The sequence below is a fragment of the Erythrobacter sp. S249 genome (genome assembly GCF_057364975.1).
The window spans coordinates 2302887-2317786 of record NZ_CP200287.1 but is presented as its reverse complement, the minus strand read 5'-3'; the positions used below and the strand labels follow the sequence as shown (position 1 = coordinate 2317786).

Here is a 14900-nt window from a genome sequence, read left to right as displayed (position 1 = left end):
CGCCTCAGCACGCGGATTTGGGCATTCTCGTAGCCCTTCGCGCGCCAACCAGAGCGCAGGTTACTCTGGCAGCTTGTAGGTAACGGCGTCACCCGGCTTGATCCCCAGCTCTTCTGACAGGCCCGCGCGCACTTCAAACACAGCGCTGGCGATCCCTTTTGAAGGCACTGATTCGAGCGAATAAGGCACGGTGTTGGCGGCAATATTGGTGATCCGGCCATCGGTCCCGATGAAGATGATATCGAGCGAGAGCGGCGTGTTCTTCATCCAAAAGCTGCGCTGCTCTGGCGGGTAAGACGGGAACAGCATCGCCTCATCATCGCCCAGCTCCGTGCGGAACATCAGTCCGCGCGCTTGTTCTTGCGGGGTAATGGCCAGCTCTGTGTTGAACACATGCGTGCCGGCCGCGCTTTCAATGGTGACATCGATCACCTGCAGCGTTGAGACCGGATGATAGCGCACGGCCTCATTGCTTGCCTGCGCCGTATCGGCGCCGCCGCTAGCCGATTGGCTGCCCGCAGCCTCTGGCCCGGCTTCAGCGGGCGAACATGCAGTCAGCATGGCTGCGAGCACGAACGCGGCAGATCTCACCACAGCCCCCCGCCCGTGCGGCCAAATTCCCGGCTCTCGTCGTCCTCGTCCTGCGCCTCGGCTAACCATTGTTCGATCTCTTCCTCGTTTTCAGCGCTGATAATAAAGCGCGCGGCGGCAAAGTCATGCCCGCCTCTTAACATTGCTGCAATCTGCTTTTCGCGCAGCTTGGGGTCCATGTCTTTCTGGCAAAACGGGCCAAAGCGGCGTTTCTTTGCGAGCAATATCGCCGCATGCCGGGCCGCTGCCTCGCTCGGCGCCTGATCGCTGCGCACGCCTTCTTCAATGCCTGCCGCATACAGCGCTTGATCCACCCGCCGCGCGCCAAGGCCGCGCGCCATCATATCGCGGCTCTTTGCCTTGGCGTAGGCCGCATCGTCGACATAGCCGAGCTCGATCAGCCTCTCGACAATCGCGCGCACATCGAGCCGGAGCTGAGCGCCGTCTTCGTCGTCTTCCGCCCCCGCGACGCCGCGTTCGCGAATTTTGCGCGCCAAATAGGCCTCAAGTTTCGCCCCACTGGTCGCAAAGCGAGCGACATAAGAAAGTGCCAAATCACGCAAGGAAGTTTCGTCGAGCGGACGGCGTTTACGGCTCGCTCGGTCGTTTCTTGCGCCCTTTTTAGCGCCGGGCGACGAGAACGCTTTGGTATCTTTTGAAACCATCTTGCCTTATTCGTGCCACACTCGTTATCAAATACCTAAGTGTGAAGCGTGTTGGATATGATGTCCAGCGCGTAACGCAGACGGGATTTGGCGTGCTGTGCCGCGCTGTAACTGACGGGTTTCGCTAGAAAATTATGACCGACGCCGCATTGACGCCGACGCCGAATGATTGCGAATTGCCGCGCATCAGAGCGCAGTTCGATACGTTCAACGACGCCATTGACTACGCTGCGAAGAGCCAAAAGGGCCTCAACTTCCATGATATGCGTGGACAATTAGAGCGCGTATATCCCTATTCTGAGCTTCGCGAAGACGCTCTTGTCATGGCCCGCCGCCTCATCGCGAGCGGAATTGGAAAGGAAGATCGCATTGCGCTGATCGCGGAAACTGGGCCGGACTTTGCCGCTCTGTTTTGCGCCTGTGTTTATGTTGGCGCGTGGCCGGTGCCATTGCCGCTGCCGACCAGCTTTGGCGGCAAGGAAAGCTTCATCGATCAGCTCGCTGTGCAATTGAACAGCTCCGATCCGAAGATCCTGATCTACCCAGAAGAGATCGCTGAAATGGCAAGCGCGGCGGCGGATCGCCAAGATTGCGCCAGCGAAAGCTATGAGGACTTTGCGAAACGCGAGGCTCCTGAATGCGAGCTGCCGAAGGCTGATCCAGAAGACATTTGCTATCTGCAATATTCCTCTGGTTCGACCCGTTTCCCAACCGGGGTTGCGGTGACGCACCGGGCCTTGCTGCATAATCTTTATGGCCATTCCACCAGCATGCAGCTGGGCGAGAACGAGCGCTGCGTCAGCTGGCTGCCGTGGTATCATGATATGGGTCTGGTCGGCTGTTTCCTGTCGCTGATCGCCAATCAGGTCTCCGGCGACTATCTGAAGCCCGACGCTTTTGCCCGCCGTCCGCTGGCATGGCTCGACGTGATCAGCCGCAATAAAGGCGGCACGCTCTCTTACTCACCAACCTTTGGCTATGACATTTGCGCGCGTCGCATTTCAAGCCAAAGCAATGTTGCAGAACGTTTTGACCTCTCGCGCTGGCGCGTCGCTGGCAATGGTGCGGACATGATCCGCCCGGACGTCATGCAAAGCTTCGTCAACGCCTTTGCCGATGCTGGCTTTAAGGCAAGCGCCTTTACCCCGTCATACGGCCTCGCTGAGGCAGTTCTGGCAGTCACCGTTATGCCGCCTGGCGAAGGCATTCGGGTTGAGCTGGTCGAGGAAGAGCGCCTGTCGGGCACGCCGCGAGATATATCGCGCCCGGCCCGCTACCGCGCGATTGTCAATTGCGGCAAGACCTTGCCCGATATGGAAGTCGAAATTCGCGGCGAAGATGGCCATGCGCGCGGCGATCATCAAATCGGCAAGGTCTGGTGCCGCGGCCCCAGCGTCATGCATTCCTATTTCCGCAATGAAGAAGCGACCGAGGATTGCCTCGTCGATGGCTGGCTCGACACCGGCGATATGGGATATTTGGCCGATGGCTATTTGTTCATCGTCGGCCGCGCCAAAGACATGATTATCATCAACGGCAAAAACCACTGGCCGCAGGATATTGAATGGGCGGTGGAGCAGTTGCCCGGCTTCAACCACGGCGACATCGCTGCGTTCTCGATTGAAACCGACAATGGCGAAGAAGCGCCCGCTGTGCTGGTCCATTGCCGCGTTTCTGACCCGGCGGAGCGGATTTACCTGCGCGAACAGATCGCCGACAAGGTCCGCTCTGTCACCGGAATGAGCTGCGTCGTGGAATTGGTGCCGCCGCGCACCTTGCCGCGCACCTCCTCTGGCAAGCTCAGCCGCGCGAAGGCGAAGAAGCTGTATCTGTCAGGCGAGATTGTTCCGCTGGAATTGGCGGCGTAGTTCTTCAGATTACCCTACTTAATTCTAGTATGAATACTTCACTGCGGCACTGACTTTCCAGAACGCAAGATATTCGAAGTTTTAGAACCTGTAATACAAAGTTAGTTGACTCCCTATAACTATTCTGCGCTCTTTGTAGTAACAGAGGGGGCTCTAAAATGATTCGTAAATCAATAATTCTTGCATCCGCCGCAAGCCTTGGCCTAAGTGCGTGTAATACGCCCGGCTTTATTGGCCCACCTCGTCCCGTTCGCCTTGCTCATATTGATGGTGCAGTTGGCAAAGATAACTTTCAGTGTAAGCAAGGAAAATTTCAACAAAACAAAGTCATAAACTTGGGAAACGGCCAAAAAAAATATCCTACAGATAATTTAGCTCAGTATAATTTATCTCACAACTTCTCTAACAATGTTTGCAAATCCCTTCACTCAAGTGCCGGTAATGAGAGAAGTGACGCGAGAGCAATGATGCAAAGCGGATTCACCTTGGTCAAGACGCGATGTAATGATTTCTTTGCTGTTAAAGCATCTAGACAGACAAATGCAAAAGCAATTCGTGGGCTTGTCCAACCTTTGACGACAGCAATAGCCGGAACTTTTTCGGTAATCAATTTTGGCAGTGAACGACGAGAAAGTGATGCGCTTGCCCTATTGGCTGTCGGCACTACGCTGACCAGCGCTGGAATTGATCTTTATGAAGAACAATTTCTGTTCGACTCAGACAATATCGATGCCGTGCGTGGTCTGACTATGAAAAAACTAAAAGAGGACCAAGATGAAGCGCTGGCTAACAAACCCAGTGGATTTGATCCAGCCGTACAGGAATTGATTGACCACCAGATGATCTGCACGCCGGCCAGCATTTTGCGCTTAGTTCGTACCGCCATCGAGAAAGATCAAATCCAGACACGCCCAAGATCAACTAGTGAAAATATCGCAGATCAACAGACAACTGGTGGTACCGGATCTGAAGTCGGTACGGAGCGCAATACAAGCGAGGAAGGTGGTACAGGCTGACTTGGCTATTCCAAGCCATACTGCAAGTAGTCACAGGTATCGGTTCCTGTTCAATCTTAGCCACTAACAGACTGCATAACGCGAAAGCGCGCAGGCTCATTTAGACAGAATAGCCCAGCACGCACGGTGCCTGGGCTCACCGCAATGCTGGCCTGAAGACCGTTTCCGCCATCAGCTGAGCCGCGCAAAAGCGAAGAAGCTGTATCTGTCAGGCGAGATTGTGCCGCTGGAACTGGCTGCGTAACAGCGCCGAACTAAACCGTTTGGGCTGAGCTTGTCGTAGCCCTGCCCTTCTTCTTTTGTAACTGCGCCAAAAAGACAGAGCAGCCCTTCGACAAGCTCAGGGCGAACGGCGATAATCTAAACAAAGTTTCGGTGCCGCACCGGGCAAAAGCCTTATTCCCCCGGAGAACCCCAGCGCGCATTGACCGGGCCGCGCGTGATCTCAATCTGCGGCGCAACGCCGCGCTGGGATAGAATCTCGGACGCCTGCATCAATTCTTCCTCATTGCCTGACAGCACAACCGGTATATCAATGCGCTTGGCCGCCCATTCAATCGTGCTCAGCGCCTGCATACCTTCAGGCGTTGGTCCATCTTCGCCAAACGCGATGATGCTTGGCAAGCGGCCCATCGGCGGCAGCAGCTCAATTGTCCATTCCGGCTCTGTTGCGGCGATCCGCTGCTCCAGCGTGCGATAGGCGGACAAAGACGCCCCTTCGAGGCGTTGTGAACGCACCATCGCCTTGCGCCGGGTGCGATCAACCAAGACATCCTCAGCTGGAACGCCCGCGACCAGCGCCAATCGCTGTGCCAAGTTTTCTGCGCGCGCTGTCGCGGCGGCCTCTTCGTTTGCGCGGGTGGCAGAGATTTCAGCCTCCTCAGCCGCGCTGGCGCTGGTGCCAACCTGGTATTGCGTCAGGGTCAACTCGACCGGTCGCCCCAGCCGCGTCATCAAAGCGCGCTCAACATCGGTCTCCGCATCAGCGCGCAGGCGCGGCGTCAGGACCGTGGCGTTCACGCCCAGCCCGTCGCCACTAAACTCAATCTCCATTTCGCTAAGCCGCGAGCGATCATCGAAGGTTTCGACGATCTCGCTGCGAACGATCCGCTGAGCATTGGCCTCCCACGCGATCTGGCTGAGCGACAGGCCGAGCGGCACCGCGAGTGCAATGAAGACCACCGCGACCATGAGGTTTTGAAAGTACGTTTGCCGCTGGCTGAGCGCGTGGCGGAAACCATAGAGGCGCGCCATCGCCCAGGCGACCAGCGCAATCGTGATCAGGTTGGTGACGTAGAGCAGCAGCGCGCCGGAGAAGACCGTCCAGTTGGACGTCGCCAGGCCAAAGCCAACCACCGCCAGTGGCGGCATCAAAGCGGTCGCAATCGCCACGCCCACAATCGTGCCCTCACGCCCGCGGATCATCGCATAAGCGCCCGCCAGCGCGGAAAACAGCGCAACCATCAGATCGAACAGATTGGGCCGGGTGCGCGCCGCGATCTCTGGTGTGATCGTCTGGATCGGGGAGAAAAACACGATCAGCGCGCACAGCGCCACCGCCATCACACTGCCCCAAGCGAGGCTGCGCGCAGATTGTTTCAGCCACTCATAATCGCCAATCGCCAGAGCAAAACCGAGCCCCATAATTGGCCCCATCAACGGGGAGAGCAACATCGCGCCGATCACAACCGCTGGTGAGGACAGCAGCAGGCCGAGGATCGCGATCCCGCCGCTCATCGCAGTCATAAACAGATAGCGTTCCGACAGCGCGCAATCCTCGCGCCGCTTCTCAATGACGCTTGATTGCTGGACCGTGCCGACGACATCTTCGAGCCACCACCGCCGCCAGCTGAACAGCACCCGCGAAAAGCTCGATTTAGATGGGATCGGATCGGGGTGACCGGTCGCCTTAGAAGCCGCAGACGTGCCGGCAGCCGATGACGCCGCCGCCATGGCCGAGCCCTGCCCCGTATTGCGCGCGGTATCCTGGTCCTCGCCCAAGTCCGCCCTGCGATCCCCATTATTGCTCATGATTATGTCCGTGTCTTTCTATGCTCACGCCAGTCCGGTTACGCGGAAACGCGCGCAAACAAAAGCATACTTGCAAAAGCCCGCTTTTCACGCAGCCATCGCCTGCGCGCTTTTGGATGGACGCATGCCCGGCGATAAGGCAATATCTTGAATAGTGTGTCTTAGATTACTAATACAGTAAGAGAGATGCAGCCAGTTCAAGCCGCTGCCACCAGCATTTAGGCTGGCGTAAGCCACGACTTCAGGGAGTTGAAGAAGCCCGATGAATACGACGGAAACCACCACCAAGACGGCCACCGATTTTGAGTTGAGCCCGCCGGATCCCGTGCCAGCGGTTGCGCCTGAAAAGGCCGCAGGCCTGGTGCCAGTGGATGAGGAAAAGAAGTCCAAGCTCGATGAGAAGGTTGACGGCTTTGTAACGGAACTCGTCGCTGAGGACGCCAATTCACCGGCCTTTGGCGAGAAGGTCGATCAGATTACCCGCATGGGGCAGGAGCAAATCCGCGCCGCCGCCGCCATGTCCAACCGCTTCCTCGATCGCCCCGTGCGCTCAATGGACGGCGACGGCACAGTCGGCGCCGATCTCGCTGAATTGCGCCGCACCGTCGAAGACCTCGATCCGGGACGCAAGGGCAAGCTGCTGGCACCGCGCAAGCTGTTTGGCATCATCCCCTTCGGCAACAAGTTGCAAAACTATTTTGACAGCTACACCTCCTCGCAGGGTCACATTCAGGCCATCCTGGAGCGGCTGTCCTCCGGCAAGAAAGAGCTGCACGAGGACAATGCAGCGATTGATGTCGAGCGGCAAAAGCTGTGGGCGGCAATGGGCGAGTTGGAGCAGATGATCCACATCGCCAAGAAGCTCGATGAAAAGCTCGAAGCGAAAGCCGATGAGCTGGATGCAACCGACCCGGCCAAGGCAAAAGCCCTGCGCGAGAGCGCTTTGTTCTATGTCCGCCAGCGCACGCAGGATCTGCTCACGCAAATGGCCGTCAGCGTTCAGGGCTATCTTAGCCTTGATCTGGTGAAGAAAAACAATGTCGAGCTGGTCAAAGGCGTCGACCGCGCCAGCACCACCACCGTGGGCGCATTGCGCACCGCGGTAACGGTGGCTCAGGCGATGACCAACCAGCGGCTTGTGCTCGGCCAGATCACCGCGCTCAACCAGACCACCAGCGACATTATCGATTCCACCAGCACGCTGCTGCGCGAGCAGACCGGCCAAATCCACGAGCAAGCCGCCTCCAGCACCATTCCGCTGGAAACGCTGCAGCGCGCCTTCCAGAACATCTATGACACGATGGACGAGGTTGACGAGTTCAAGGTGAAGGCGCTTGCCAGCATGAAGGAAACCGTCACTGTGCTGACCGATGAGGTCGAGAAATCGAAAGGCTATATCGCCCGCGCGGAAGGCCAAGCACAGGCTGAGGCCAAGGTCGCCTCTGAGCCGTCACTGCTGGCGCTGGATAGCTAAGGCTGGCGATGCAAGACACCACCACACAATCGGACCAGATCCTGAGCGCGGCGGGCAAGAGCCTGCAAGTGCAGCGCGAAGGCGGCACGCACCGGCCCGGCGATTCCATAGGTAAGGGGTCGGCGGGAATAAAGAAGACCAATTGGCTAAAGCGCTTGCGCAACGCTGTTCTTGGGGTCGTCGCTTTATGGGTTGGCTTAGGCTTCTTGGGCGCGGTTATCGGTGGGCTTGGCACAATGGGCTTTCTAGCCGCAGTTATCGCCTCCCTCGGTGCCTTCTATCTGCTCAGCCAATACCCCAAGGTCAAAGTACCCAAGCGCACGGAGCTCAAGCAAGGCGAGCCCAAGCAGATGGTCGCCCGCACCGAGCTGTGGCTGGAGGCTCAGCGCCCGGCTCTGCCCGCACCGGCGGTGAAGCTGGTCGACCAGCTGGGCGTGCAATTGGATGCGCTGGGGCTGCAACTGGCAACCGTCGATCAATCCCATCCCAGCGTCGCCGAAGTGCGCGAGCTGGTGGGCGAGTACATCCCTGAGACGATCGACAATTACCGCAAGATCCCGGAGCATCTGCGCCGCGAAGATCATGTCGGCAAATCGGCTGATGACCGTCTGGCTGACAGCCTTGGCAAGATCAGCGGCGAGCTAGACCGCGTGACCCGCCGCCTGGCCGAGGGCGCGCTCGACGATCTGGCGATCAAAGACCGCTATCTCGAATACCGTTATGGCGGGGCTGAGGCGCTGGAGGACACACCGAAATGAGGATTGCCCTGCCGCACGAATTGGGGCGCGAGGAAGTTCGCCGCCGCATGCACGAACATGCCGGTGAAATTGGCGGATTTTTCCCCGAAGGCATGGCTGAGGTCGAAACGTCTTGGCCGCATGAAGACAGAATGGACCTGCAAGTCAGTGTTTTCGGCCATAGTGTGACCGGCTTTGTAGAAGTGGAAGATACGCAGGCGATCATTGAGTTTGAACTGCCAGTAATCTTAAGCATGGCCAAACCGTTAATTGAAAAGGCCGTTCGCAAAGAAGGCGGCCGACTGCTCGAAAAGCGCTGAACCGGATCTTTTACTCACTTGCGTTTGGCACAATCGATCTGAATACTGTACTTTAATTTGATCCAGATCGGATGGATCATCTCAACCAAGCATTTGCGCCAGCGATAACTTCCTGCCATTAGCGCTCGTGCTGCGCCTATTTTATGGTGAATGGCGCGGCCGCTACGGGGAGCATTCGCTATCGAGCAGCCTACCGATACCAAAAGTCTGCGGGCAATCCTGCGCGAGGCGACGGCCCATACGCACGACCAGCTTGATGAGGCGATGCGCGCGGCCACTGGCTGGACCACCTCGGTCGATTACGCTGCCTTTCTTAGCCTGCAACATGCTGCGCGGCGCCCCGTGGAAGATTGGTTGGAAGCCCATGCCCCTGAGGGACTTTGCCCACCCCCGCAATCTCCTTTGATCGCCTCTGATCTGGACGCGCTTTGCGTGGAGCTTCCCGCAAATACATCTGATTTCAAACTTAACATCGCCGGACCTCATGCACAGGCCAGCATTTTAGGCGTCGCTTGGGTGCTGGCTGGATCATCCCTGGGCAACCGCTCGATCCTGCACGAACTTCGCCGCAATGGACATGATGATTGGCCCAGTAAATTCCTGGGCGATGACGCTATGCTCGCCTTCTGGAACGCGATGCGGCCCGGCATTGAGGCACCGACCAGCGCCGAGGCAGCCAATGCGGCGACTGAGGCCGCGCAAGCGACATTCGCGCATTTCATCGCTGTGGCGAAGCAGCGCGGTGAAGCTAAGGCGGAACAAGACAGTTGCGCACCAGTCTGCGACCCAGAAACGCCCCCGATGCTTGATGACGCTGGCGCAGACGACACACTGATACCATCCGAAGACTGCGCCAATGAGAGCCACCAGGCCGGCGCAAAACCCAAGACGACGAAAGAGCCCGTATGAGCTTCTCCGCAACTGAGCAGGAATTGACCGAGTGCGACCGCGAGGCGATCCACCACATCGCCGCTGTCCAACCCTTTGGCGGGCTGATCGCGCTCAATTCCGACTGGTACATCGCGCATCGCTCCGCCAATTGCGCCGAGCTTTTGGGGCTTGAGAAGAACCCGGAGCCAGGCGAGGAGCTCGCCGCGATCTTTCAGCCGCGCGCGCTCGAAATTCTGCGCGAAGGGATTGGCCGCGTCACACAGGTCGATCAGGTGGAGCGGCTGTTTGGCGTTCGCCTGAGCGCGGGCGGTGAGCTGTTTGATATCGCGCTGCACTCTGCTGGCCCGAAGATCATCATCGAATTTGAACCGCATGAAACGGACAAATACACCGAACATCTGGCGCTCATCGGCCCGCTGATCTCTAAGCTGGAGCCGCTGCGCGATGTGCAAACACTGTGCGATCACGCGGCAAAGCTGGTGCGCGAAATGCTCGGCTATGACCGGGTGATGGTTTACCGCTTTCAAAATGATGGCAGCGGTGAAGTTGTGTCCGAGGAAAAGCGCAGCGACCTGGAGCCATTCCTGGGGCTTAGATATCCGCGCGCCGACATCCCTCAGCAGGCGCGCGACCTGTTTCAGCGCAATCGCTTCCGCATAATCAGCGACACTAAGGCAGAGCCAGTGCCGATCGAGCCTGAGGTGGCCGTAACGGGCGAACCGCTCGATCTATCGATGAGCGTGCTGCGCGCGCATTCGCGCATGCACATGAAATATCTCGTCAATATGGGCGTGGATGCGTCATTCTCGATTGCCATCGTGCGACAGGGCAAGCTGTGGGGGCTGATCTCCGGCCACCATTGTTCGCCGCGTGTGCCCGCATTCTCACTGCGCACGGTGGGAGAGATGTTCTCGCAAATGTTCTCGCTGATGCTCGACCGGATCCTGATCGATGAGGCGGATCAGGTACGCAAGCGCGGGCAGGCTTTGCACGATCAATTGATGGTCCGCTTGGCCGGTGGCGCATCGCTCAGCCAGAACCTGCCGATGCTGCACGAGCTGCTCAAGAACGTCATCCCGCATGATGGCTCATCCGTGATGGTCGACGGGGTCTACACCTCCAGCGGGATCGCGCCGAGTGAAGAGCAGTTTCGCTCGCTGCTGCCCGCGCTCAACAGCGCGGCGATCAGCACAATTATCTCCACCCATACGCTCAAAGACGAAATTCCGGCGGCGAAGGAATTGCAGGATGTGGCCGGCGGGGCGCTGTTCCTGCCGATCTCGCGTGCGCCGCGCGACTTTCTGGTGCTGTGGCGCAGGCCGCTCACACGGGTTGTCACCTGGGCGGGCGATCCCGAAAAGGCGAAAGCTGCAAAGGGTGAGCGCTTGGAGCCACGCGGCAGCTTTGCAGCTTGGCGCAGTGAGATAGAGGGCACCAGCGAGGAGTGGACCGAGCCAGAGCTGCAAATCGCCGAGAGCCTGCGGGTGACCCTGCTCGAAGTGATCTTGCGCATGACAGACGAAGTCGCGCGCGAACGCAGCCGGGCACAGGAACAGCAAGAGCTGCTCATCTCAGAACTCAATCACCGCGTGCGCAATATCCTTAATCTGATCCGCAGCCTGGTGAACCAGTCTCAACATGACGCCAGCAGCATCATTGATTTCAGCCATATCATTGGCGGCCGGATCAATGCGCTGGCCAGCGCGCATGACAATATCACGCGAGAGAATTGGGCGCCCGCGCCGCTGTCCGCTTTGCTGAAGACGGAGCTGCAGGCCTATCTCAACGAGAAACGCGACCGGCTGATGCTGAACGGTGAGGAAGTCCTGATCAAGCCAGAGGCCTACACCGTGCTCGCGCTGGTGGTGCATGAACTGGTCACCAATTCGGCCAAATATGGCAGCCTGTGTGATAGCCATGGCAAGCTCTCGATTGATCTCGACCACACCACCAGCGGCGATCTGGAAATTCACTGGAAGGAACAAGGCGGGCCGCCGGTCAAGCCGCCAACGCGGCGCGGGTTTGGCTCGACGATCATTGAACGCTCGATCCCCTATGAGCTGAAGGGAGAGGCCGATGTCCGCTTTAAGCTCACCGGCCTAGAAGCGAAATTTGTGATTCCAGCGCACTTTATCGCGCAGGCTGAGGCGCAAGCCGAAGAATATATCACCGAAGAAGAACGCAAGATTGCGGCCGCCAAGGCGGCGCAGCTTGCCAAATTGCCCAAATCGGTTCTGCTGGTTGAAGACAGCATGATCATCGCACTCGACACCGAGGAAAGCCTCAAACGCCTGGGTGTGGAGCATGTCGCGGTCGCAAGCAGCGTCGACGGTGCGCTGAATGAGCTGAGCAAGCGGCGCCCAGACTTTGCGATCCTCGATTTTAACCTCGGCACCGAATCCAGCGCCCCGGTGGCGAGCGCCCTACGCGAGGCTGGCGTGCCATTCGTGCTCGCAACCGGCTATGGCGAGATGGAAAACCAGCTGGACGAAATCGGCGCAGACGGGCTCTTGCGAAAGCCCTATGGCCGCGAAGATATCAGCCACGTGCTTGGAGTGAGCGAGGCCTAGGCTAGCGCGCCTAAGCCTACTTGGCGCTCACAACCAAGGTCACTTTGGCAGCTGAAAAATCGAACAGTTCAAGACCGCTTGCGACCACGCATTCGCCCGCTTTGGCGCGGGTGTCTCGAGCATCATCTGCCACCTCGGCGCCCCACGTAACCTCGCCCTCAATCGGCAGCACCAGGATCGGTCCACCCAGAGCTGCGCAAGTCTCTGCATCCGGAGCGCCTTCAACCCGGTCGACCCGAAAATGCGGCGCATCAAACAAGACCTGCCCGCGCGCCGCGACTGTACCCTTATGGCTGGCATCGTACCGGCCGCCGCTCGCAACCGCCATCGCGCGCTCCAAATGCAACTCGCGCGGGCGTCCGTAATCATACAGGCGGAACGTGGTATCGCTGTTCTGCTGGACTTCAATCAGCTTTAAACCCGGTCCGATTGCATGGACCGTTCCCGCTGGCAGAAAGAACAGATCGCCCGCCTTCGCCTCATACCAGGTAAGCAGATCCTCAATATCGCCGCTGATCGCGGCCTCTCTCATTTGCTCAGATGTGACCGGCTTTTCAAAGCCAATCGCCAGCTTTGCGCCCGGCTCTGCATCCAGCACCAGCCAGCACTCATCCTTGCCCGCTTCATCACCCTCAGCATCATCATCGCCGGGATGCACCTGAACCGACAATTTCTCGCTGGTGAAAAGGTATTTGACCAGCAATTGCTCGAGCTCTGGCGGCGGCTCAAACCACACCTCACCCACCAGCATGGGCCGTCCATCCGGCCCCTTGCTACGCGCAACCGCACGGCGATCAAACGGCGCTGGCAGATTGGTTCGCCCCCACACTTTCTCGACCCGACGCGTGGCCAGCTTGCGTGCGAAGCGCTCCGGCTTACGCGCGGCATGATCAGTCTGTGGGGTAGCGCTCATTGCTCATTGGGTCCTGAGAGTTTGCCGACCTTTTGCGCGCCATCGCGCGTGGTCACCAAGACCTCGTCCCCATCGACGATGATGCACACATCTTCAAGACCAATTGCCGAAATGCGCGGCCCATCGCTGATCGCGAGAACATTTGTGCAATCAGCAAGTTCGCTGTTTTCTGGTGCGACATTGCCGCCCGCATCACCTTGCAGGGCATCGTGCAATGCGGCCCAATTGCCAATGTCGGACCAGCCCATATCGGCGGGCACCATTGCCGCGCTCGCGGTGTTTTCCATCACCGCATAATCGACCGATTCTCCGGTGATCGCCGCAAAGGCGTCGCTCGACGGATTGAACCGCGAACCGTCCTCGCGGCCATCATCGACAGCGCGGCGGACCAGCGCCGCCATATCCGCGCGATGCCGGGCCAATTCATCCAGAAATGCGCCTGCGCGAAAGGCAAAAATTCCGCCATTCCAGCTGTATTCGCCGCTTTCGAGATAGCTCTGCGCGGTCGTCAAATCCGGCTTTTCAACGAAGCGCTCAATCGCAAAACTGCCTGGCAAGGGCTCGCCGCGTTTGAGATAGCCATAGCCCGTTTCAGGGCGGTCCGCTGCGATACCGAAGGAGACCAAGTAATCATTCTCCGCCAGCTCAGCGGCAGTGCTCGCTGCCGCGCAGAAAGCCGCAGTGTCGGCGATGTGATGGTCACTCGGGCACACCAGCATGATCGCCGCCGGGTCGAGCCGCGCTGCAGCCAGCGCTATCGCCGGTGCCGTGTTGCGCGCCGCAGGTTCAATGATCAGATTGGCGGTGCAGGACATGTCGGCCAATTGCTGCTCAATCAGATCCGCATGCGCCTCACCCGCCACGATCAAGGGCGCTGCAAACTGGCCGGCGTCGCTGGTCCGCTCAATCGCCTGCTGGAACAAGGTCGTCTCGCCAATCAGCGGCAGGAACGGCTTGGGCTTGTCCCGGCGGCTCACCGGCCACAGCCGGGTGCCCGCGCCGCCGCACAAGATAACAGGGTGGATTTTGGCTGAGGTCATTGTGTGGGCGGCTTAGCTCGGGAGGGACTAACGATGGGTAACCGAAACATTAGAACCACCTTTGCCGCCAATAAAACGGCGCTGCAACAGGATTACCACTGGCATCCTGAGCAGGCCGGAACCCCAGCCTGCCTTCGACCAGCTGGCAAGTGATGCGATCAGCCTCTGGATCGGGACTTGCCCGATAGACTGAGCAATTGCGCGCGCGTCCGTCGGTCCCAACCGTCACTTTCACAATCACTTCGGTGCCGCGGCGCGCATTGCGCCCGCCCTCTGGAATTGGATAATCGCGCGCATTGTTGATCGAGCCTGAGATGTGCACCGGCTTGCTGACCGCAATGCCGCCCTGCCCGCCGCCCTGATTGCCGCTGCCCGTGCCAAGGCCGCTGCCCGCTGCGCCCGTGCCATCGCCGGTTTCGCGCGCGCCAGAATTGACCGCCGTGCCGGTGGAGGAAGCGCGCGGCTGAGGCTGGTCTTGCTTGACCGGCACCTTAGGCGTCGGCGCAGTAACGGGTTTTGGCACCGCCTGCCGCCCGGGATCGCCTTGCGCGCCCTCATCCGGCTGAGGCTCGTTTTCGGGCGGCGGGGGGTCCGGCGGGGCTGTGATCGTCACCGAGAAGGTGGAGACCACGCTGCGTTCAACCGATGCGGTTAAATCCGGCGCAAACGCCCGCGCAAGGCCGTAAAGCGCGACCACATGCAACAGCACAATCAGCACCAGCAATGGCCAACGCGGCCGGCGGCGACGCGCCGCATAGTTTGCTTTTGCCATAACCTCCCCGCT

General features: G+C 59.1%; 13 protein-coding genes. 7 read left to right on the top strand and 6 right to left on the bottom strand.

Annotated features, from left to right (window positions below):
• Positions 1-60 precede the first annotated feature (60 nt).
• Both AC0V6V_RS10990 and AC0V6V_RS10985 read right to left on the bottom strand, forming a co-directional pair.
• A complete protein-coding gene (locus tag AC0V6V_RS10990) occupies positions 61-591 on the bottom strand; it encodes a DUF192 domain-containing protein (RefSeq protein WP_486166334.1) in 531 nt (176 codons plus the stop codon).
• Complete coding sequence (locus tag AC0V6V_RS10985; protein WP_486166333.1) at positions 588-1154, bottom strand: regulatory protein RecX; 567 nt, start codon at positions 1152-1154, stop codon at positions 588-590. Before AC0V6V_RS10985 ends, AC0V6V_RS10990 begins: the two co-directional genes overlap by 4 nt.
• A 236-nt stretch (positions 1155-1390) precedes the next feature.
• Here AC0V6V_RS10985 and AC0V6V_RS10980 point away from each other — a divergent pair, with 236 nt between their 5' ends.
• Positions 1391-3124 carry a fatty acyl-AMP ligase gene (locus AC0V6V_RS10980; RefSeq protein WP_486166332.1) on the top strand — a complete coding sequence of 578 codons (1734 nt, stop codon included), beginning with the start codon at positions 1391-1393 and terminating at the stop codon, positions 3122-3124.
• A 158-nt stretch (positions 3125-3282) separates the two neighbouring features.
• On the top strand, positions 3283-4140 hold the full coding sequence (locus tag AC0V6V_RS10975; protein ID WP_486165427.1) for a hypothetical protein: 858 nt from the start codon (positions 3283-3285) through the stop codon (positions 4138-4140).
• 396 nt (positions 4141-4536) lie between these two features.
• Here AC0V6V_RS10975 and AC0V6V_RS10970 read toward each other — a convergent pair whose 3' ends face one another.
• Complete coding sequence (locus tag AC0V6V_RS10970) at positions 4537-6171, bottom strand: TIGR00341 family protein (protein WP_486165426.1); 1635 nt, start codon at positions 6169-6171, stop codon at positions 4537-4539.
• A gap of 262 nt (positions 6172-6433) precedes the next feature.
• On the opposite strand from AC0V6V_RS10970, the gene AC0V6V_RS10965 reads away from it, so the two are divergent.
• The 5 genes from AC0V6V_RS10965 (at position 6434) to AC0V6V_RS10945 (ending at position 12163) form a co-directional block, all read left to right on the top strand.
• Positions 6434-7645 carry a toxic anion resistance protein gene (locus AC0V6V_RS10965; protein ID WP_486165425.1) on the top strand — a complete coding sequence of 404 codons (1212 nt, stop codon included), beginning with the start codon at positions 6434-6436 and terminating at the stop codon, positions 7643-7645.
• Positions 7646-7653: 8 nt separating this feature from the next.
• Positions 7654-8403, top strand: coding sequence for a hypothetical protein (locus AC0V6V_RS10960; protein ID WP_486165424.1), 750 nt, complete (start codon positions 7654-7656; stop codon positions 8401-8403).
• Positions 8400-8702, top strand: a complete 303-nt coding sequence (locus AC0V6V_RS10955) for a polyhydroxyalkanoic acid system family protein (protein WP_486165423.1) — start codon at positions 8400-8402, stop codon at positions 8700-8702. Before AC0V6V_RS10960 ends, AC0V6V_RS10955 begins: the two co-directional genes overlap by 4 nt.
• A gap of 150 nt (positions 8703-8852) precedes the next feature.
• Positions 8853-9611, top strand: a complete 759-nt coding sequence (locus AC0V6V_RS10950; RefSeq protein WP_486165422.1) for a biliverdin-producing heme oxygenase — start codon at positions 8853-8855, stop codon at positions 9609-9611.
• The gene (locus tag AC0V6V_RS10945; protein ID WP_486165421.1) at positions 9608-12163 is read left to right on the top strand and encodes an HWE histidine kinase domain-containing protein; all 2556 of its coding nucleotides are present in this window, start codon (positions 9608-9610) and stop codon (positions 12161-12163) included. The genes AC0V6V_RS10950 and AC0V6V_RS10945 overlap by 4 nt, the downstream gene beginning before the upstream one ends.
• A gap of 16 nt (positions 12164-12179) precedes the next feature.
• Here the strand turns inward: AC0V6V_RS10945 and AC0V6V_RS10940 are convergent, their stop codons facing one another.
• From AC0V6V_RS10940 to AC0V6V_RS10930, 3 genes are read right to left on the bottom strand one after another with little or no spacing between them, the layout of a single operon-like run.
• Entirely contained in the window at positions 12180-13076 is an 897-nt protein-coding gene (locus AC0V6V_RS10940; RefSeq protein ID WP_486165420.1) for a class I mannose-6-phosphate isomerase, read from the bottom strand.
• Positions 13073-14116 carry a mannose-1-phosphate guanylyltransferase gene (locus AC0V6V_RS10935; RefSeq protein WP_486165419.1) on the bottom strand — a complete coding sequence of 348 codons (1044 nt, stop codon included), beginning with the start codon at positions 14114-14116 and terminating at the stop codon, positions 13073-13075. The genes AC0V6V_RS10940 and AC0V6V_RS10935 overlap by 4 nt, the downstream gene beginning before the upstream one ends.
• Positions 14117-14165: 49 nt before the next feature.
• Positions 14166-14888 (bottom strand): TonB family protein, encoded by a 723-nt coding sequence (locus AC0V6V_RS10930; RefSeq protein ID WP_486165418.1) that lies wholly within the window; start codon positions 14886-14888, stop codon positions 14166-14168.
• Between the last annotated feature and the right edge of the window lie 12 nt (positions 14889-14900).